The sequence below is a fragment of the Ideonella sp. BN130291 genome (assembly GCF_036231905.1).
GTDB lineage: Bacteria > Pseudomonadota > Gammaproteobacteria > Burkholderiales > Burkholderiaceae_C > CAMLIZ01.
The window spans coordinates 356,253-373,101 of the sequence record NZ_JAZARE010000002.1 but is presented as its reverse complement, the minus strand read 5'-3'; the positions used below and the strand labels follow the sequence as shown (position 1 = coordinate 373,101).

Annotated in this window: 22 protein-coding genes; 17 read left to right on the top strand and 5 right to left on the bottom strand. The window is 68.2% G+C overall.

The features are described 5' to 3' along the window. The first annotated feature begins 9 nt into the window (after positions 1 to 9). The 10 genes from VPH43_RS05070 to VPH43_RS05025 all read left to right on the top strand — a co-directional run bounded on the left by VPH43_RS05070 (position 10) and on the right by VPH43_RS05025 (position 8,241). Positions 10 to 867 (top strand): SirB1 family protein, encoded by an 858-nt coding sequence (locus VPH43_RS05070; protein ID WP_328576567.1) that lies wholly within the window; start codon positions 10 to 12, stop codon positions 865 to 867. 180 nt (positions 868 to 1,047) lie between these two features. Continuing rightward, on the top strand, positions 1,048 to 2,109 hold the full coding sequence (locus VPH43_RS05065; protein ID WP_328576566.1) for an AI-2E family transporter: 1,062 nt from the start codon (positions 1,048 to 1,050) through the stop codon (positions 2,107 to 2,109). Beyond that, complete coding sequence (hda, locus tag VPH43_RS05060; RefSeq protein WP_328576565.1) at positions 2,106 to 2,777, top strand: DnaA regulatory inactivator Hda; 672 nt, start codon at positions 2,106 to 2,108, stop codon at positions 2,775 to 2,777. The genes VPH43_RS05065 and hda overlap by 4 nt, the downstream gene beginning before the upstream one ends. Next, positions 2,774 to 3,445 carry an HAD family hydrolase gene (locus VPH43_RS05055; protein WP_328576564.1) on the top strand — a complete coding sequence of 224 codons (672 nt, stop codon included), beginning with the start codon at positions 2,774 to 2,776 and terminating at the stop codon, positions 3,443 to 3,445. The genes hda and VPH43_RS05055 overlap by 4 nt, the downstream gene beginning before the upstream one ends. Beyond that, the gene (gene pcnB, locus VPH43_RS05050) at positions 3,442 to 4,989 is read left to right on the top strand and encodes a polynucleotide adenylyltransferase PcnB (protein ID WP_328576563.1); all 1,548 of its coding nucleotides are present in this window, start codon (positions 3,442 to 3,444) and stop codon (positions 4,987 to 4,989) included. The genes VPH43_RS05055 and pcnB overlap by 4 nt, the downstream gene beginning before the upstream one ends. Further along, positions 4,986 to 5,480 (top strand): 2-amino-4-hydroxy-6-hydroxymethyldihydropteridine diphosphokinase, encoded by a 495-nt coding sequence (folK, locus tag VPH43_RS05045; RefSeq protein ID WP_328576562.1) that lies wholly within the window; start codon positions 4,986 to 4,988, stop codon positions 5,478 to 5,480. Before pcnB ends, folK begins: the two co-directional genes overlap by 4 nt. Before the next feature lie 44 nt (positions 5,481 to 5,524). Next, entirely contained in the window at positions 5,525 to 5,878 is a 354-nt protein-coding gene (locus VPH43_RS05040; RefSeq protein ID WP_328576561.1) for a DMT family protein, read from the top strand. A gap of 1 nt (position 5,879) precedes the next feature. Further along, the gene (locus VPH43_RS05035) at positions 5,880 to 6,539 is read left to right on the top strand and encodes a deoxynucleoside kinase (RefSeq protein ID WP_328576560.1); all 660 of its coding nucleotides are present in this window, start codon (positions 5,880 to 5,882) and stop codon (positions 6,537 to 6,539) included. A 28-nt stretch (positions 6,540 to 6,567) separates the two neighbouring features. After that, positions 6,568 to 7,215, top strand: a complete 648-nt coding sequence (locus VPH43_RS05030; protein ID WP_328576559.1) for a DUF47 domain-containing protein — start codon at positions 6,568 to 6,570, stop codon at positions 7,213 to 7,215. A 12-nt stretch (positions 7,216 to 7,227) separates the two neighbouring features. Further along, on the top strand, positions 7,228 to 8,241 hold the full coding sequence (locus VPH43_RS05025) for an inorganic phosphate transporter (RefSeq protein WP_328576558.1): 1,014 nt from the start codon (positions 7,228 to 7,230) through the stop codon (positions 8,239 to 8,241). A gap of 10 nt (positions 8,242 to 8,251) precedes the next feature. On the opposite strand, the gene VPH43_RS05020 is transcribed toward VPH43_RS05025, so the two are convergent. Continuing rightward, positions 8,252 to 8,695, bottom strand: coding sequence for a hypothetical protein (locus VPH43_RS05020; protein WP_328576557.1), 444 nt, complete (start codon positions 8,693 to 8,695; stop codon positions 8,252 to 8,254). Between the two features lie 175 nt (positions 8,696 to 8,870). On the opposite strand from VPH43_RS05020, the gene rpsP reads away from it, so the two are divergent. From rpsP to VPH43_RS04990, 6 genes are all read left to right on the top strand, one after another. Next, positions 8,871 to 9,128, top strand: coding sequence for a 30S ribosomal protein S16 (gene rpsP, locus VPH43_RS05015; RefSeq protein WP_328576556.1), 258 nt, complete (start codon positions 8,871 to 8,873; stop codon positions 9,126 to 9,128). A 20-nt stretch (positions 9,129 to 9,148) separates the two neighbouring features. Then, the gene (rimM, locus tag VPH43_RS05010; protein ID WP_328576840.1) at positions 9,149 to 9,715 is read left to right on the top strand and encodes a ribosome maturation factor RimM; all 567 of its coding nucleotides are present in this window, start codon (positions 9,149 to 9,151) and stop codon (positions 9,713 to 9,715) included. A 17-nt stretch (positions 9,716 to 9,732) separates the two neighbouring features. After that, entirely contained in the window at positions 9,733 to 10,494 is a 762-nt protein-coding gene (gene trmD / locus VPH43_RS05005) for a tRNA (guanosine(37)-N1)-methyltransferase TrmD (protein WP_328576555.1), read from the top strand. Between the two features lie 115 nt (positions 10,495 to 10,609). Continuing rightward, a complete protein-coding gene (rplS, locus tag VPH43_RS05000; RefSeq protein ID WP_328576554.1) occupies positions 10,610 to 10,963 on the top strand; it encodes a 50S ribosomal protein L19 in 354 nt (117 codons plus the stop codon). Positions 10,964 to 11,108: 145 nt separating this feature from the next. Continuing rightward, positions 11,109 to 11,792, top strand: a complete 684-nt coding sequence (locus VPH43_RS04995) for a CoA pyrophosphatase (RefSeq protein ID WP_328576553.1) — start codon at positions 11,109 to 11,111, stop codon at positions 11,790 to 11,792. Between the two features lie 28 nt (positions 11,793 to 11,820). After that, positions 11,821 to 12,810, top strand: coding sequence for a CobD/CbiB family protein (locus VPH43_RS04990; protein WP_328576552.1), 990 nt, complete (start codon positions 11,821 to 11,823; stop codon positions 12,808 to 12,810). Positions 12,811 to 12,841: 31 nt separating this feature from the next. On the opposite strand, the gene rsgA is transcribed toward VPH43_RS04990, so the two are convergent. From rsgA to VPH43_RS04975, 3 genes are read right to left on the bottom strand one after another with little or no spacing between them, the layout of a single operon-like run. Further along, a complete protein-coding gene (rsgA, locus tag VPH43_RS04985) occupies positions 12,842 to 13,762 on the bottom strand; it encodes a ribosome small subunit-dependent GTPase A (RefSeq protein WP_328576551.1) in 921 nt (306 codons plus the stop codon). Beyond that, entirely contained in the window at positions 13,759 to 14,079 is a 321-nt protein-coding gene (locus VPH43_RS04980) for a 4a-hydroxytetrahydrobiopterin dehydratase (RefSeq protein WP_328576550.1), read from the bottom strand. The genes rsgA and VPH43_RS04980 overlap by 4 nt, the downstream gene beginning before the upstream one ends. A gap of 2 nt (positions 14,080 to 14,081) precedes the next feature. Next, positions 14,082 to 15,347 (bottom strand): M48 family metallopeptidase, encoded by a 1,266-nt coding sequence (locus VPH43_RS04975; protein WP_328576549.1) that lies wholly within the window; start codon positions 15,345 to 15,347, stop codon positions 14,082 to 14,084. 83 nt (positions 15,348 to 15,430) lie between these two features. Here VPH43_RS04975 and orn point away from each other — a divergent pair, with 83 nt between their 5' ends. Next, a complete protein-coding gene (orn, locus tag VPH43_RS04970; RefSeq protein WP_328576548.1) occupies positions 15,431 to 15,997 on the top strand; it encodes an oligoribonuclease in 567 nt (188 codons plus the stop codon). On the opposite strand, the gene VPH43_RS04965 is transcribed toward orn, so the two are convergent. Continuing rightward, positions 15,988 to 16,569, bottom strand: a complete 582-nt coding sequence (locus VPH43_RS04965; protein WP_328576547.1) for a DUF2087 domain-containing protein — start codon at positions 16,567 to 16,569, stop codon at positions 15,988 to 15,990. The two genes, orn and VPH43_RS04965, sit on opposite strands and share 10 nt — an antisense overlap. Between the last annotated feature and the right edge of the window lie 280 nt (positions 16,570 to 16,849).

Below are 16,849 nucleotides of genomic sequence, written 5' to 3'. Positions count from 1 at the left end.
ACTGTCGGCATGCAGTTCCGGCCCATCACGCCGTTGGAGTACTTCGCCAGCCTGGTGGCCGAGGACGACGGGCTGGCGCTGACCGAGGCGGCCATCACGGTGGCGCAGGACGAGCACCCGTCGCTGGACCCGCAGGCCGTGCTGTCGGACATCGACCAGCTGGCCGAGCGCCTGAAGCGCCGCCTGCCCGCAGACGCCATGCCGCTGCAGCGGCTGCGCCTGCTGAACCACTACTTCTTCAACGAGCTGGGGTTCGCGGGCAACGTCAACGACTACTACGACCCGGGCAACAGCTACCTGCACCAGGTGCTGTCCACCCGGCGCGGCATCCCGATCACGCTGGCGCTGCTGTACATCGAGCTTGCCGGCCAAGTGGGCCTGGCCGCGCGGGGCGTGTCCTTCCCGGGCCACTTCCTCGTCAAGCTGCGCATGCCGCAGGGTGAGGTGGTGATCGATCCGTTCAACGGCCACTCGCTGTCGCGCGAGGAGCTGGACGAGCGCCTGCTGCCCTATCGGCGCCAGCAGGGCCTGGTGGACGACTTCGAGGTGCCGCTCGGCTTGTTCCTGCAATCGGCCTCCGCGCGCGACGTGCTGGCTCGCCTGCTGCGCAACCTGAAGGAGATCCATCGCGCTGCCGGCGACCCGGGGCGCTGGCTGGCCGTGCAGCAGCGCCTGGTGGTGTTGCTGCCGCAGGCCTGGGAGGAGCGGCGCGACCGCGGGCTGGCCTATGCCGAGCTCGGCCAGCGCCTGATGGCGGTGGACGACCTTGCCGCCTACCTGGAACACCGGCCCGGCGCCGCGGACGCCGCGGAGCTGCTGCAACGCATCGACGAGCTTCGCCACGGCAGCCCGCCGCGGCTGCACTGAAGGCGGTGTGAACGAGCGGCCGGGCCGGCTCCTGCCGGCGGGCTGGCACAGCGCACCGGCGGCCTACCCGGCGGCAGGCTCGCCGTGGTGATGGCCGTGCCCGGACGGCCGCCACATAGAATGGCGCCCGCCTGCCGGCTCCCTGTGCCCCTCGCGAGCGGCTCGCGGCCCCTCGCCACCATGTCGCTCACCGCCACCCAACGCCAGACCCTCAGCTGGGCCGCCATCGGCCTGGTGGCCTGCCTGTTGCTGTGGCGGCTGGCGCCGGTGCTCACCCCCTTCATCGTCGGTGCCGGCCTGGCCTACGCGCTGTTGCCGGCGGTGGAGCGCCTGGTGCGCCGGGGGTGGCGCCGGCCGCTGGCGGTGCTGCTGGTGGAAACCGCCGCCATCACCGTGGTGCTGGCGCTGCTGCTGCTGATCGTGCCGGTGCTCACGCGCGAGCTGCCGCTGCTGAAGGAACAGCTGCCCCTGTTGGTGGACCGGCTCGATGCCACCCTGACACCCTGGCTGGCCCAGTACGGTGTGCAGGTCTCCTTCGACATGAACAGCGTGCGCGACTTCATCGTCAAGCACTGGGACGCGAATTCGGACGACTGGCTGTCCCGTGCCTTCGCTTCCGCGCGCATCGGCGGCAGCTACGTGCTGGCGATCGTGGGCAATGCGGTGCTGGTGCCGCTGGTGCTGTTCTACCTGCTGATGGACTGGCCGCGCATCGCGGTGCAGCTGCAGATGCTGGTGCCGCCGCGCCAGCGCGAGCGCTTTGCGTCCTTCATGGGGGAATGCGACCAGGTGCTGGGCCAGTACCTGCGCGGCCAGCTGCTGGTGATGTTGCTGCTGGCGCTGTACTACGCGGTCGGCCTGGCGCTGTTCGGTTTTCACCTGGCGTTGCCGGTGGGTGTGATCACCGGCTTGCTGGTCTTCATCCCCTACCTCGGGTTCGGCCTGGGCCTGGCGCTGGCGCTGGTGGCGGCGCTGCTGCAGTTCGGCGGCTGGTACGGGCTGGGGAGCGTGGCGGTGGTGTACGGCTTCGGGCAGCTGCTGGAAAGCTTCTACCTCACCCCGCGGCTGGTGGGCGAGCGCATTGGCCTGAGCCCGCTGGCGGTGGTGTTTGCGCTGTTGGCGTTTGGCGAGCTCTTCGGTTTTGTCGGCGTGCTGATCGCCTTGCCGGTCAGCGCGGTGATGCTGGTGGCGGTGCGCCGGGTGCAGGGCCTGTACCTGGGCAGCCGGTTGTACCTGGGATGAAACAGATTCCGTTGGCCATCTTCCCGGAGGCGTCGCCCAGCTTCGAAAGCTACGTCACGGGCGCCAACGGCGCGGCCGTGCAGCACCTGCGCAACCTGCAGGACGTGGCGGCGCCGGTGTACCTGTGGGGGCCCTCCGGCACCGGCAAGACGCACCTGATGCGTGCCCTGGCCGCCGAGCGCCAGAACGCCGGCGAGCGGGTGGGCTGGTTCGATGCGCGCAGCGAGGTGCCCTGGCCGGTGGACGAGGCCTGGTCGCTGGTGCTGCTGGACGACTGCCAGGATTTCGACGCCCAGCAGCAGCAGGCCGCGTTCACGGTCTTCGTGGAGGCCGTGACGCTGGGCGTGCAGCTGGTGGCCGCCGGTCGCGTGCCGCCGGTGGACCTGCCGGTGCGCGACGACCTGCGCACCCGGCTCGGCTGGGGCCATGTGTTCGCCCTGGAGCCGCTGGCCGAGGACCAGGCGCGTGCCGCGCTGCGCCGCGAGGCCGACCGCCGCGGCATCTTTCTCTCCGACGATGTGATGGACTACCTGTTGACCCGTTTCGCCCGCGACCTCAAGCACCTGATGCGCCTGCTCGACCGGCTGGACGTGTTTGCCCTGTCGCACCAGCGCGGCATCACCGTGCCGCTGCTCAAGAGCATGCTGGCCGAGGAGGGAGCGGCATGAAGAATCTCACCCTGTTTGACCTGGACGGCACGCTGATCCCGGTAGATTCCGACCACGCCTTTGGCGATTTCCTGGTGCGGGCCGGCTGGGCCAACGGCGACGAGTTCAAGCGGCGCAACGACGCGTTCTACGCGCAGTACCTGGACGGCACGCTGAACCTGGAGGCCTACCTGGACTTCGCCACCTCGGCCTGGCGAGACCGCCATCCGGACGAAGCGCAAGCGATGCGTGAACGCTTCATGCGCGAGGAGATGGCGCCCTCGCTGCGGCCCGAAGCGCTGGCGCTGGTGCAGCGCCACCAGCAGGCTGGCGACCTGGTGGCCATCGTCACCGCCACCAACGAATTCGTCACCCGCCCGATCGCCGATGCCTTCGGCGTGGCCGAGCTCATTGCGCTGGAACTGCAGCGCGACGGCGAAGGCCGCGTCACCGGCAAGATCCACGGCGTGCCCACCTTCCGCGAGGGCAAGATCCAGCGCGTGCTCGACTGGCTGGACCAACGCGCGCACAGTTGGGACCAGTTCGAGCGCATCACCTTCTACAGCGATTCGACCAACGACCTGCCGTTGCTCGAACGCGTGAGCCACCCGGTGGCCACCAATCCCAGCCCCGCGCTGGAGCAGATCGCCCGCCAGCGTGGCTGGCCCATCCTGAAGCTCTTCGAATGATCAAGAAACTCATCAACAAGCTGCTTGGCAAGACCGAAGCGGGCGACGACAAGAAGAAGGGCCCGAAGATCCCCCTGGGCAAGCGCACCGAAGTGCCCGTGGCCGAACACGGCATCGACCCCGCGCTGGTGGACGAGCGCGCCATCAAGGTGGTGCGCACCCTGCAAGACGCCGGCCATGAGGCCTACATCGTGGGCGGCGCCGTGCGCGACCTGCTGGTGGGCCGCCGCCCCAAGGACTTCGACGTGGCCACCAACGCCACGCCCGAGCAGGTGAAGGCGCTGTTCCGGCGTGCCTTCATCATCGGCCGGCGCTTCCGCATCGTGCACGTGGTGCATGGGCGCGGGCGCGACCATGAGGTGATCGAGGTATCCACCTTCCGCGCCTACATGGACAACACCGCCTCCGAGCAGGTGGAAGGCAACGAGAAGACCTCCCGCGAGGACCTGGCCGGCAAGAGCCATGCAGTGGACGCCAGCGGCCGCGTGCTGCGCGACAACGTCTGGGGCCCGCAGATCGAGGATGCCGCGCGCCGCGACTTCACGGTCAACGCGATGTACTACGACCCGCAGACGCAGATCGTGGTGGATTACCACGGCGGCATCAAGGACGCCAAGAAGCGCCTGCTGCGGATGATCGGCGACCCGGAGACCCGCTACCGCGAGGACCCGGTGCGCATCATCCGTGCGGTGCGTTTTGCCGCCAAGCTGGGCTTCGACATCGAGGAGAAGACCCGCGCGCCCATCCAGCGCATGGCCGCCCTGCTGGACAACGTGCCGCCCTCGCGCATGTTCGACGAGATGATCAAGCTGCTGCAGACCGGCCACGCGCTGAGCAGCCTGGAGGAGCTGCGCAAACAGGGCCTGCACCGAGGTGTGTTCCCGGTGATCGACGTGTTGCTGGACGAAGCCCACCGCCACGACGGGCGCGAGAAGTTCGTGCACCTGGCGATGAGCGACACCGACCGCCGGGTCGAGGAGGGCCGCTCGGTCGCCCCCAGCTTCCTGCTGGCCTGCATGCTCTGGCACGACGTGCTGGACCGCTGGAACAAGCTCAAGTCCGCCGGCGAGCCCGGATTCCCGGCGCTGCAGCAGGCGATCGATGCGGTGTTCGACGCCCGCATCGGCGACATCTCCGGCCGTGGCAAGCTGGCCGCCGACATGCGCGAGATCTGGATGATGCAGCCTCGCTTCGAGCGCCGCGTGGGGCAGGGGCCCTACACCCTGGTGGAGCAGCCGCGTTTCCGCGCCGGGTTCGACTTCCTGCGCCTGCGCGCCGACGCGGGTGAAGCACCCGCCGAGCTGGCCGACTGGTGGGAGGATTTCGCCCTGGGCACGCCGGAGGAGCGTGAAGGCCTGCTTGCAGCTGCGCGTGAAAGCGGCCATCCGCGCCGTGCAGCCGGTGGCGCCGCCCACTCGGATGCGCCCGAGGCGGATTCCGCGCCCGCCAAGAAAAAGCGTCGCCGCCGCCGCAAGCCCGGCGGCCGCTCGGGGGGCGAGGGTGCGCCCGTGGTGTCCGACAGCCCGGGCGGCGAGGGCGCTTGAACGACCCGGCGGTGCCGCACACCGCCTTCGTGGGCCTGGGCGCCAACCTGGGCGACCCGGCGGCCACGGTGCGCGACGCTGCCGCGGCCATCGCCCGCGTGCCGGGCGTGGAGGCGATGAGCTTGTCCTCCCTGTACCGTTCCGCGCCGGTGGACGCCGGTGGGCCGGACTTCGTGAATGCGGTGGCGCAACTGCGCACCGGCTTGTCACCACAGGCTTTGCTGGCCGCGCTGCAGGCAATCGAGCAGCAGCACGGCCGCCAGCGGCCGTACCGCAATGCCCCGCGCACGCTGGATCTGGACCTGCTGCTCGTGGACCAGATCAGGATCGACACACCCGAGCTGACGCTGCCGCATCCGCGCCTGCACTTGCGCGCCTTCGTGCTGCAGCCGTTGGCGGAGCTGGCGCCGGGGCTGGTCATCCCTGGGCAGGGGCCGCTGGCCCTGTGGCTGCAGCGCTGCGCGGACCAGCCGATCGAACGCCTGGCGTAGGCCACCGGGCGCTGCCTGCATGCCGGCCTTCCTAGAATGCCGGGATGCCCTCGCTGAGCCTTCCTGTGCAGACCTTCGGCCTGCTGCTGCTGTCCAACGTGTTCATGACGGTGGCCTGGTACGGCCACCTCAAGAGCCTGGCCGATCGCCCCTGGTACGTGGCCGCCCTGTTGAGCTGGGGCATCGCGCTGTTCGAGTACCTGCTGCAGGTGCCGGCCAACCGCATCGGTTATGCCGGCGGCTACAGCCTGGCGCAGCTGAAGATCGCGCAGGAAGTGATCACCTTGTCGGTGTTCATGCCCTTCGCCGTGGTGGTGATGAACCAGCCGCTCAAGCTGGACTACCTCTGGGCCGGGCTGTGCCTGGTGGGGGCGGTGTACTTCATCTTCAGGGGCTGAAGTGCGGCGTTTTCGCCATATCGCGATCGAGGGCCCGATCGGCGCGGGCAAGAGCTCGCTGGCCCGCAAGCTGGCGGCCACCCTGGGCGCTGAGCCCTTGCTGGAAAAACCGGAAGAGAACCCCTTCCTCGCCCGCTTCTACGAGGACGGCAGCCGCTATGCCCTGCAGACGCAGCTGTTCTTCCTGTTCCAGCGGGTGGAGCAGTACCGGGCGCTGGCGCAGCCGGGCATGTTCAGCCCGCGCATCGTCAGCGACTTCATGTTCGCCAAGGATGCGCTGTTCGCCCGCCTGACGCTGTCGGACGACGAGTACCGGCTCTACCTCCAGATCCACCAGCACGTGGCCGCCTCCCTGCCGCAACCCGACCTGGTGATCTGGCTGCAGGCCGCCACGCCGGTGCTGCAGCAGCGCATCCACCGCCGCGGCATCGACATGGAACAGGCGATTCCGGACGCCTACTTGGAGCGCCTGTCGGCCGCCTACGCCGAACATTTCGAGCGGGAGCCGGGATTGCCGGTGCTGGCCGTGCCCACGGACGGGTTCAACCCGCTGGCGCAGGAGGCGGACTTCCACCGGCTGCTGCAGGCGCTGGCCGACTTTCAGGGGCCGCGCGAGAGCCTGGCCACCGATAGCGGCCTGCCGGCGCAAGCCGGCCTCTAGAATCGCGCCCGAACCAAGGAGAACCATCATGCTGTTCGGCAAGCTGCTGCCGCGCGAGGGCAATTTTTTCGAGCTTTTCAACGAGCACGGCAACAAGATCGCCGAAGGGGCCCGCGCCTTCATGCTGATGGTGCAGAACTACAGCGACCCCTCGCTGCGCGAAAAATACGCGGCCGAAGTGGACGCGGCGGAGCGCCAGGCCGACAAGGTCACCGCGGAAGTGAGCCGCCTGCTGCACAAGACCTTCATCACGCCGATCGACCGTGAGCAGATCCACGGCCTGATCAACGCGATGGACGACATCCTCGACCTGCTGCAGGACTCCAGCGAAACCATGTCGCTCTACGACGTGAAGGCGATGACCGAAGAAGTGCTGCGCCTGGCCGACCTGTCGGTCAAGTGCTGCGAGCGGGTGCAGCATGCGGTCTCGCTGCTGCCGCGCCTGTCCGAGAGCGCGGTCGCCGAGGCCGCGATCAAGACCTGCGAAGAAATCGACCGGCTGGAGTCGGATGCCGACCGCGTGATGCGCTCGGCGATGTCCAAGCTGTTCCGCGAGCAGCCCGACGTGCGCGAGCTGATCAAGCTGAAGGCGGTGTACGAGCAGCTGGAGTCCATCTCCGACCGCTGCGAGGACGTGGCCAACCTCATCGAGGGCGTGGTCCTCGAGAACTCCTGATCCTGGCCTGACATGGAAGTCATCCAGATCAGCTTCTGGGTCGTGGCGCTGCTGGTCGTGCTGGCGGTGGTGTTCGACTTCATGAACGGATTCCACGACGCGGCCAACTCGATCGCCACCGTGGTGTCCACCGGCGTGCTCAAGCCGCAGACCGCCATCCTGTTCGCCGCCTGTTTCAACTTCATCGCGATCTTCATCTTCCAGCTCAAGGTGGCCGCCACCGTGGGCAAGGGCATCGTGGAGCCGGGCATCGTGGACCACCATGTGGTGTTCGGCGCCCTCATCGGCGCCATCACCTGGAACGTGATCACCTGGTGGTACGGCATCCCGTCGAGCTCCTCGCATGCGCTGATCGGCGGGATCGTGGGCGCGGCCATCGCCAAGGCCGGCGCGAGCAAGCTCATCGCCGCCGGCATCGTGAAGACGGTGGTGTTCATCTTCGTGTCGCCGGTGCTCGGCTTCCTGCTCGGCTCGTTGCTGATGGTGGCCGTGGCCTGGACCTGCAGGCGAACGTCCCCGCTCAAGGTGGACAACTGGTTCCGGCGCCTGCAGCTGGTATCGGCCGGCCTGTATTCGCTGGGCCACGGCGGCAACGACGCACAAAAGACGATCGGCATCATCTGGATGCTGCTGATCGCGGCCGGCTACGCGAACGCGGGCGACAGCGCGCCGCCCTGGTGGACCATCTGGATCTGCTACATCGCGATCGCGGCTGGCACCATGTTCGGCGGCTGGCGCATCGTGAAGACCATGGGCCAGAAGATCACCAAGCTCAAGCCCGTGGGCGGCTTCTGCGCCGAGACCGGCGGCGCGATCACCCTGTTCATCGCCACCGCCATGGGCGTGCCGGTGTCCACCACCCATACCATCACCGGCGCCATCGTCGGCGTGGGCTCCACGCAGCGCGCATCGGCCGTGCGCTGGGGCGTGGCCGGCAACATCGTGTGGGCCTGGATCTTCACCATCCCGGCCTCCGCCTTCGTCGCGGCGATCTTCTACTGGGTGAGCCTGACGCTGTTTGCCTAGCGGCTGGGCCCTATTGGCTGATCTTGCGCGCTTCCTCGGTCTGCCACTCGAAGAAGCGCTGGCCGCTGAAGGCGATGGTGGCCATCAGCACGCCCGCGCCCACCATCAGTGCCGCGATCGCGCCCAGCACCGGCGCCCAGCGCGTGGCGTGAACCGGCAGCCCGGGGTTGTGGCGGGTGTCCCAGGTTTCGTCAGGCGTCAGGCCATAGCGGATGGCGGTGAGCATGGCCTGCGCCACCATCAGCCCCAGCAGCGGGATCAGCAGCCACGAGAGCCGGTCGTCCTGCCCCAACTGCTGCACCCGGCGAATGCCGTAGAGCCCAAGCAGGGTGGGCAGCGGATGCAGCCAGCCCAGCCGGTCACCAAGGCCGTGCAGGTAGAACCGATGCAACCCCAGGCTGCCGCCGATCACGGCGATCCAGGTGGCGAGCGACTTCGATCGGTACCGGTTCATGGCAAGCAGTTTATAATGGAGGGTTTTCGGAGCCGGTCGGGTGAAAGCCCGGCGTATCTACGGAGCCGAACAGCGGGGGCGGATTGGGCTTTGGTGCAGCCCGCCTCTCATTGAACTGCCTCGCCTTGAGTGTCTCCTGGGTGTGGCGGTCGCCTCGAACACTCAAGGAAAAATCATGGTCGTGATTCGACTGTCCCGTGGTGGCGCCAAGAAGCGTCCGTTCTACAACATCGTGGTGTCCGATTCCCGTGAGCGCCGCGACGGCCGCTTCATCGAGCGTGTGGGCTTCTACAACCCGATGGCCTCCGGTGGCGAGCAGCCGCTGCGCGTGGCGATCGACCGTGTGACCTACTGGGCCGGCGTGGGCGCACAACTGTCGCCCACCGTCACCCGCCTGGTCGAGCAGGCCAAGGCCGCCACCCCGGCCGCCTGAGCTTGCAGGCCGACCGCACCATGGCGGCCGCAGGCTGGCCGGAGGATGCGGTCGAAGTCGGCCGCATTGCCGACGCCTGGGGCGTGAAGGGCTGGATCAAGGTCCAGCCCTTTTCCAATGAACCGCAGGCCTTGCTGGCCGCGCGCCATTGGTTGCTGAAGCCGGCCGATGGCCCCGGCGCCGTCCGGCCGGTGACTGCGGCGAAGCCGCTCCCCCATGAACTGAAGATCACCGCGGCCCGCCGCCATGGCGATGCCGTGGTCGCCAGCGCCGAGGGGGTCCAAGACCGCTCGGCCGCCGAATCGCTCAGGGGTGCGCGCGTGTTCGTCTCGCGCGCCACCTTCCCGCCGGCGGAGACCGACGAGTACTACTGGGTCGACCTGATCGGCCTGGCCGTGGTCAACCGGCAGGGCGAGCCGCTGGGCACGGTGGCCGACCTGATCGACACCGGGCCGCACACCGTGCTGCGTGCGGTGAAGGAAGGCGATCCGCCCTCCGAGCACCTGATCCCGTTCGTCGCCGCCTATGTGGATGACGTCAACATGGCACAGCGCCGCATCACCGTCGATTGGGGGCTGGACTACTGAAGTCCGGCAGCGCGGCCATGCGCTTCGACGTCATCACGCTGTTTCCCGACCTCTTCACGCCGCACCTGCAGCTGGGCGTGACCCGGCGCGCCTACGAAAGCCGCCAGGTCGACCTGCGCCTGTGGCCGCTGCGCGACTTTGCGGAGGATGCCTATCGCCGCGTGGACGACCGGCCCTATGGCGGCGGCCCCGGCATGGTGATGCTGGCCGAGCCGCTGGAGCGCGCGCTGGCCGCGGTGCGGGCCGATCGCGCCGAGGCCCCCACCGCACCCCTGGTGCACTTCACCCCCACCGGCCGCCGCATCGACCAGGCCTTGGTGCGCGAGATGGCCGCCGGGGCGGGGGCGGTGCTGCTGTGCGGCCGCTACGAGGGCGTGGACCAGCGTTTCCTGGACCGGCATGTGGACCTGGAACTGAGCCTGGGCGACTTTGTGCTCTCCGGCGGGGAGCTGCCTGCGCTGGCTCTGCTGGATGCGATCGCCCGGCTGCAGCCGGGTGTGCTGAACGACGCGCAATCGCACGAGCAGGACAGCTTTTCTGCCGACGGCCTGCTGGACTGCCCGCATTACAGCCGCCCTGAAGTGCTGGACACGCCGGAGGGCGCGATGCCTGTGCCGGTGGTGCTGCTGTCGGGCCACCATGCGCAGATCGCCCGCTGGCGGCGCGAGCGGTCGCTGGAGCTCACCGCCCGGCGCCGGCCCGAGCTGATTGCCGCGGCGCGGGCAGCCGGGCGCTTGTCCAAGGCCGATGAACAGTACCTCGCCGGCTTGTTGCTATAATCATCGGCTTTTCGATCCTCTGCCGGGTGGACTACAAGCAGCGGGGCCCTTTCCCGCTGCAGGCGCTTTTGAAGGTGCCACCTCAGCACGCCGGCATGATCACAGGAGAAACCCCGTGGATCTGATCCAAACCCTCGAGCAGGAAGAGATTGTTCGCCTGAACAAGACGATTCCCGCGTTCGCCCCCGGCGACACCGTGATCGTGAACGTCAACGTGGTCGAAGGCACGCGCAAGCGCGTGCAGGCCTACGAAGGCGTGGTGATCGCCAAGCGCAATCGTGGCCTGAACTCCAGCTTTATCGTGCGCAAGATCTCCAGCGGCGAAGGCGTGGAGCGCACGTTCCAGCTGTACAGCCCGCTGATCGCCTCGATCGAAGTCAAGCGCCGCGGCGATGTGCGCCGTGCCAAGCTGTACTACCTGCGCCAGCGCAGCGGCAAGTCGGCACGCATCAAGGAAAAGCTCGCCTGACGAAGTCGGAAACCGCACAGCGGTCATGGCGCCAGCGATGAGCCTGCTTTCGGCGTAGCCAAAAGCAGGCTTGATCCAGGGTCTCATGTCCGACACCAAGCCGCCTGCGGTCCACCGCCCAGGCGGCTTTGTTGTTTTGTAGTCCATGGCCACTTCATTCGATCCCGAGAAGCTGCCGGTCATCGGCATCGACGAGCACCTGCCGCCGGTGGGCGACCACGACCTGCTGCCACACGCGCTGCGCCAGCGCTTCACCGCGCCGCCGGTGTGGTCGCCGGAAATCGTGGTCGAGCGCCGCTTTACCGAGCGCAAGCAGGCCCATGCGAGCGTGCTGGTCCCCATCGTGCTGCGCGAGGAGCTCACCGTGCTGCTGACGCAGCGCACCGACCACCTCACCGACCACGCCGGCCAGATCAGCTTCCCCGGCGGCCGCGCGGAACCCTATGACGCAGACGCCGTGGCCACCGCGTTGCGCGAGGCGCAGGAGGAGATCGGCCTGGCGCCCGAGCATGTGGATGTGCTGGGCAGCCTGCCCACCTACACCACCGGCACCGGCTTCATCGTCACGCCGGTGATCGGCCTGGTGCAGCCGGATCGCGCCTTGCAACCCGATCCCTTTGAAGTGGCCGAGGTGTTCGAGGTGCCCCTGGCCTTCCTGATGAACCCGGCCAACCACCGCCGCCATGCCATCGAGCTGGGGGGCGTGCAGCGCGAATTCCTGTCCATGCCCTGGGACACGGTCGATGAACAGGGCACAGCGCGGCGCTACTTCATCTGGGGCGCCACCGCGGCGATGCTGCGCAATCTTTACCGCTTCCTGTCGGCCTGAGCGGACAGCGTCGTTATGATGCGCGGCGATGAGCTTCTTCGCCGTTCTGCTCGCCTTGATGCTCGAGCAGCTCAAGCCCCTGCCGCGTGACAACTGGGTGCACGACACGCTGATCTCCTGGGTCGGCTGGACGGGGCGCAACTTCGACGCCGGCAAGGAACATCACGCCTGGGTGGTGTGGTGCGTCACCGTGCTGGTGCCCACCGCGGTGACCATCGGCCTGTACCTGGCCATCGTGCACTTCACCCTCATCGGTGCCTTCGTGTTCGATGTGGCGGTGCTGTACCTCACGCTGGGGTTCCGCCAGTTCAGCCACTACTTCACCGACATCCGCGATGCGCTGGATAGGGGCGATGAATCGGAAGCGCGCCGGCTGCTCGCCGAATGGCGCCACCTGGACACCAGCGAACTGCCGCGCACCGAACTGCTGCGCCATGTGATTGAACACTCGCTGCTGGCCGCGCACCGGCACGTGTTCGGCGTGTTCTTCTGGTTCGTGGTGCTGTCGGCGGTGGGCGCCGGCCCGGCCGGTGCGCTGCTGTACCGCATGGCGGAGTTCGCCGGCCGCTACTGGGCCTTCAAGAGCCGCGCGCTGGACGCGCCCACCAACGAACGCCTGATGGCCCTGTCGCAGCGCCTGTTCAGTGCGATCGACCACATCCCGGCGCGCCTCACCGCCTTCGGCTTTGCCGTCGTCGGCAACTTCGAGGAGGCGGTGGCCGGCTGGCGCCGTGACGCCAGCCTGTGGAAGCATGAAAACGAAGGTGTCATCCTGGCCGCAGCTGCCGGCGCGGTGGGTGTGCAGCTCGGCGGTGCTGCGCCCCCCGGCGTGACGCCGGACCGCTCCAAGACCTTTGCGAGTGGCGTCGCACCCGAGACGGTGGGTTCGGCCGGTTCGACGGCCGGCATGCCTCCCGTGCAGGGCCACCTGCAAAGCGTGGTCGGCCTGGTGTGGCGATCGGTGGTGCTGTGGATGTTGCTGGTGGCCCTGCTCTGGGTCGCCCATCTGGTGGGCTAGCCGCGGCCAGCCTGGCGCGCAGCGGCTTCGGTCACCAACGCGGCGGTTGGGTCAGTTCCTCGTGGATCTCGCCGTAGATGCGGTAGCGCGCCGGGCTGATCTCGCCCCGCTCCAGCGCGGCGCGCACGCCGCAGCCGGGCTCCTGCCGGTGGGTGCAGTTGTAGAACCGGCATTCGCCCACATGTGCCCGCAGGTCTGGCATCAGCAACGCCAGCTGCTGTGCCTCGATGTGGCGCATGCCGAATTCCTGGAAGCCGGGTGAATCGATCAGCGCGCTGGTGCGTGCCTCGTCGATCCAGTACCAGCGCGTGGTGGTGGTGGTGTGGCGGCCCGAGTTGAGCGCCTGGGAGATCTCCCCCACCTCGGCCGCAGCGTTGGGCACCATGTGGTTGATCAGGGTGCTCTTGCCGGTGCCGCTGGGCCCCAGCACAAGTGTGGTTCGCCCCTGGAGCTTCGGCTGCAGGATCGCCATCGCGTCCTCGCGGCGGGCCTTGAGCGACAGCTCCAGCAGCTCGATCCCCATGGCGCGATACGGCTGCAGCCGCTCGCGCGCCGCGGCGGCTGCCGGCAGGTCGATCTTGTTCAGCACGATGCACGCCGGGATGCCGGCGCTTTCGGCCGCGATCAAGGCACGGGTCAGCTGGCTTTCGCTGAACATCGGCTCGCCGGCCACCAGCACCATCAGCTGGTCCAAGTTGGCCGCGAAGGATTTGGTGCGCCACTCGTCCTGCCGGAACAGCAGGTTGCGGCGTGCCTCGATGTGCTCGATCACGCCTTCGGCGTCGCTGGCCGCGCCCACCGGCATCCAGCGCACCCGGTCCCCCACCACACAGTCGCTCTTTTTGCCGCGCGGGTGGCAGATCAGGCGCCGGCCTTCCGGCGTCTCCACGATGAAATGGCGGCCGTGGGCGGCCACCACCAGGCCGAGGTCGAGTTCGACGGTCTTGTTCAAGGCAGCAAGGCGTCGACCTGGGCCGCGCAGATGAAATCGTTGATGGACAGGCCATTCACCGAATGGGTGGTGTAGCGCACGGTACAGCGCGTGTAGCTGACGCGCAGCTCTGGATGGTGGTCCTGCACATGGGCGATCCAGGCCACGGCATTCACGAACGCCATCGTCCGATGGAAATCCGGGAAGCTGAATTCGCGTTCGATCGTTGAGCCAGCCACCACCGTCCACCCAGGCGCTTGCGCGAGCAACGCGCCAGTCTGGGCCGGGTCCAGGGCTGGGCCCTGTTGCGGCTGGCAGTGCTGCTCCTTCAGCACCATCGTCAAGCGCCTTTCAGCGCGCTGAGCCGCTCGGAGGCGGGTGGATGGGAATAGTAGAAGCGCACGTACAGCGGGTCGGGTGTCAGCGTACCGGCGTTGTCCTCGTGCAGCTTGAGCAGGGCACTGGCGAGGTCCTTGCCGCTCGCCTGGGCGCAGGCGAAGGCGTCGGCCTCGAATTCATGCTTGCGCGACAGCCGCGCGAGCAGCGGCGACACGAAGAAGGCAAACACCGGCACGGCGAGCATGAACAGCAGCAGGGCCAGCGCGTCGTTGGGCGCGTTCACGTTCGGCTGCACACCGAGGCTGGTGTAGAACCAGGCCTGGTTGGCCAGCCAGCCCAGCACGCCCAGTGCCAGCAGGCTGAAGGCGAACATGCCCAGCATGCGCTTGAGCACATGGCGGTGCTTGAAGTGGCCCAGCTCATGTGCGAGCACCGCTTCCACTTCGCCAGGCGTCAGCTGCTTGAGCAAGGTGTCGAAGAACACCACCCGCTTGGAGCGGCCCAGGCCGGTGAAGTAGGCATTGGCGTGTGCCGAGCGCCGGCTGCCATCCATCACGAACAGGCCCTTGGCGGCGAAGCCACAGCGCTGCATCAGCGACTGCACCCGCTCGCGCAAGGGCTCGTCGGGCAGCGGCTGGAACTTGTTGAACATCGGGGCGATCACCGTGGGGTAGATCAGCAGCATCAGCAGCTGGAAACCCGTCCAGGCCACCCAGGCCCACAGCCACCACAGGCCGCCGGTGGCACCCATGATCCAGAGGATGAGGGCGGCCAGCGGCAGGCCGATCACCGCGCCCAACACCAGGCCCTTGGCCATGTCGGCCAGGTACAGCCGCCAGGTCATGCGGTTGAAGCCGAAACGCTGCTCGATGCGGAAGGTGCTGTAGAGCTCGAACGGCAGGTCCAGCAGGCCGGAGATGAGGGTGAAGGCAGCCAACAGCGCGAGCTGGTAGGCCATGCCGCCCCAGCGGGGCATGACGGCATCGCGCACCGCGGCGTTCAGCGCATCGAGGCCGCCCAGCAGCGTCCAGCCCAGCAGCACCACCGTCCCGAAAGCCATGCTCAGCAGGCTGAAGCGGCCCTTGGCCAGGGTGTAGTCGGCCGCCTTCTGGTGCGCCTGCAGGCTGACCGAGCCGGCAAAGGCCTCGGGCACGGTTTGCCGGTGGGCCGCCACGTGGCGCATCTGCCGGGTGGCGAGCCACAGCTTCACGAGCAGGGAGGCCACCAGGGCGACGGCAAACAACAAGGTCAGGGGAGCGCTGGACATGGGGGCGAGTGTAGAAGGCGCGGCGCCAGCTGGAGCGACAATGGCCGGCGAATCGCCCGATTTCAAGCCTTGAAGGATTACGGATGGCCGAGACCGTCACATCGCTGCCGCTGCACGAACAGAACCTGATCTGGATTGACCTGGAAATGACCGGGCTGTTCCCGGACACGGACCGCATCATCGAAATCGCCGTGGTGGTGACCGATGCCCAGATGACCCAGCGGGTGGAAGGCCCGGTGTTCGCAGTGCACCAGAGCGACGCCACCCTGGACGGCATGGACGCCTGGAACAAGGGCACCCACGGCCGCAGCGGCCTGATCGACCGGGTGAAGGCCTCCACGGTCGACGAAGCCGCGGCCGAAGCCCAGACGATCGCCTGGCTGTCGCAGTTCGTGCCCAAGGGCAAGTCGCCGATGTGCGGCAACTCGATCTGCCAGGACCGGCGTTTCCTCGCCAACTACATGCCGCAGCTGGAAGCGTTTTTCCACTACCGCAACCTGGACGTGAGCACGCTGAAGGAGCTGGCGCGGCGCTGGAAGCCGGACATCCTGCCCGGCTTTTCCAAGGCCCAGGCGCACACCGCGCTGGCCGACATCCACGAGTCGATCGACGAGCTGCTGTACTACCGCCAGCACTTCCTTCAGGCCTGATCCGGCCCGGCTGGGCGGCTCCTGCGGCGCCAGGCATGCAGGAACCAGCGCGCCTCGTCGTCCGGCCGCTTGGCGAGCTTGCGGTATTGGGAGCAGTCGCTCTTGCGCGCGAGCAGCCGGTCGTTGATCAATTCGCGTCGCAAGGTGGCGTGGTCGCCGAAGGTGTGCCAGGCCTTGAGCACCTCGTTCACCTCACGCTCGGTGTACAGCCGGCGGCCGTCGAAGCGGGTCCACAGGGCCCATATCGCCAGGCGCTGCACCGAGAACTTGGTCGGCCAGCGCACCAGCCGCCCATGGGCGTCGAAGTGGGTCAGCGCCTTGCGCGCCGTGGCGCTCAAGGCCGGCATGGCGGCTTGCTCGTCGGGCGAGGCGGCGGGTGGGGGCAGGGCGCGCGCAGACGCCTGCAGCGCCTGCAGGTTGCGGTGACCGGCCGCGCGCGCCAGCAGGTTCATCAGCTCGACATGGCTTGGCGCTTGCGGCTGGGCCGCCAGGCGCTCCTTCAGGGAGCGACCGAGGGCGCGGGCGAACTGGGAAAGATCGGGTGCCATGAAGGGCACGGACTCACGAGTCATGGAAGGTTCTCCGTCTCGCGTGCGCCTTGCCAGCCCGGGCCATGCACGGGCGCTGGTGGTTGCCGTCTTCCAGCTGCGGGGCGCACGCTGCAACGCGTGACCTTCATGCTGAACTGTCGAGGGCAGGTTTAGCACGCGGCACGGGCCGCGCGGCAACGCCTGGGTGAACTGCCGACCGGGGCTGTGAGTTTAGCCTGCCGGCCGTGGCCGCAGCGCACCGGCCGACCTCCTGAGATTCGGTCCGCCCAGCCCCGCATGGCTCTCGGCTGGCGCTTGAAAC

Coding starts and splice junctions, on each gene's coding strand:
- VPH43_RS05020 (WP_328576557.1), bottom strand. CDS start 8,695: ATGAACCGGTACCGATCGAAGTCGCTCGCCACCTGGATCGCCGTGATC.
- VPH43_RS05025 (WP_328576558.1), top strand. CDS start 7,228: ATGGAAGTCATCCAGATCAGCTTCTGGGTCGTGGCGCTGCTGGTCGTG.
- VPH43_RS05040 (WP_328576561.1), top strand. CDS start 5,525: ATGCCCTCGCTGAGCCTTCCTGTGCAGACCTTCGGCCTGCTGCTGCTG.
- VPH43_RS05070 (WP_328576567.1), top strand. CDS start 10: ATGCAGTTCCGGCCCATCACGCCGTTGGAGTACTTCGCCAGCCTGGTG.
- VPH43_RS05055 (WP_328576564.1), top strand. CDS start 2,774: ATGAAGAATCTCACCCTGTTTGACCTGGACGGCACGCTGATCCCGGTA.
- pcnB (WP_328576563.1), top strand. CDS start 3,442: ATGATCAAGAAACTCATCAACAAGCTGCTTGGCAAGACCGAAGCGGGC.
- rpsP (WP_328576556.1), top strand. CDS start 8,871: ATGGTCGTGATTCGACTGTCCCGTGGTGGCGCCAAGAAGCGTCCGTTC.
- VPH43_RS05030 (WP_328576559.1), top strand. CDS start 6,568: ATGCTGTTCGGCAAGCTGCTGCCGCGCGAGGGCAATTTTTTCGAGCTT.
- VPH43_RS04995 (WP_328576553.1), top strand. CDS start 11,109: ATGGCCACTTCATTCGATCCCGAGAAGCTGCCGGTCATCGGCATCGAC.
- VPH43_RS05065 (WP_328576566.1), top strand. CDS start 1,048: ATGTCGCTCACCGCCACCCAACGCCAGACCCTCAGCTGGGCCGCCATC.
- VPH43_RS04990 (WP_328576552.1), top strand. CDS start 11,821: ATGAGCTTCTTCGCCGTTCTGCTCGCCTTGATGCTCGAGCAGCTCAAG.
- rimM (WP_328576840.1), top strand. CDS start 9,149: ATGGCGGCCGCAGGCTGGCCGGAGGATGCGGTCGAAGTCGGCCGCATT.
- hda (WP_328576565.1), top strand. CDS start 2,106: ATGAAACAGATTCCGTTGGCCATCTTCCCGGAGGCGTCGCCCAGCTTC.
- VPH43_RS04980 (WP_328576550.1), bottom strand. CDS start 14,079: ATGGTGCTGAAGGAGCAGCACTGCCAGCCGCAACAGGGCCCAGCCCTG.
- VPH43_RS04965 (WP_328576547.1), bottom strand. CDS start 16,569: ATGACTCGTGAGTCCGTGCCCTTCATGGCACCCGATCTTTCCCAGTTC.
- VPH43_RS04975 (WP_328576549.1), bottom strand. CDS start 15,347: ATGTCCAGCGCTCCCCTGACCTTGTTGTTTGCCGTCGCCCTGGTGGCC.
- trmD (WP_328576555.1), top strand. CDS start 9,733: ATGCGCTTCGACGTCATCACGCTGTTTCCCGACCTCTTCACGCCGCAC.
- orn (WP_328576548.1), top strand. CDS start 15,431: ATGGCCGAGACCGTCACATCGCTGCCGCTGCACGAACAGAACCTGATC.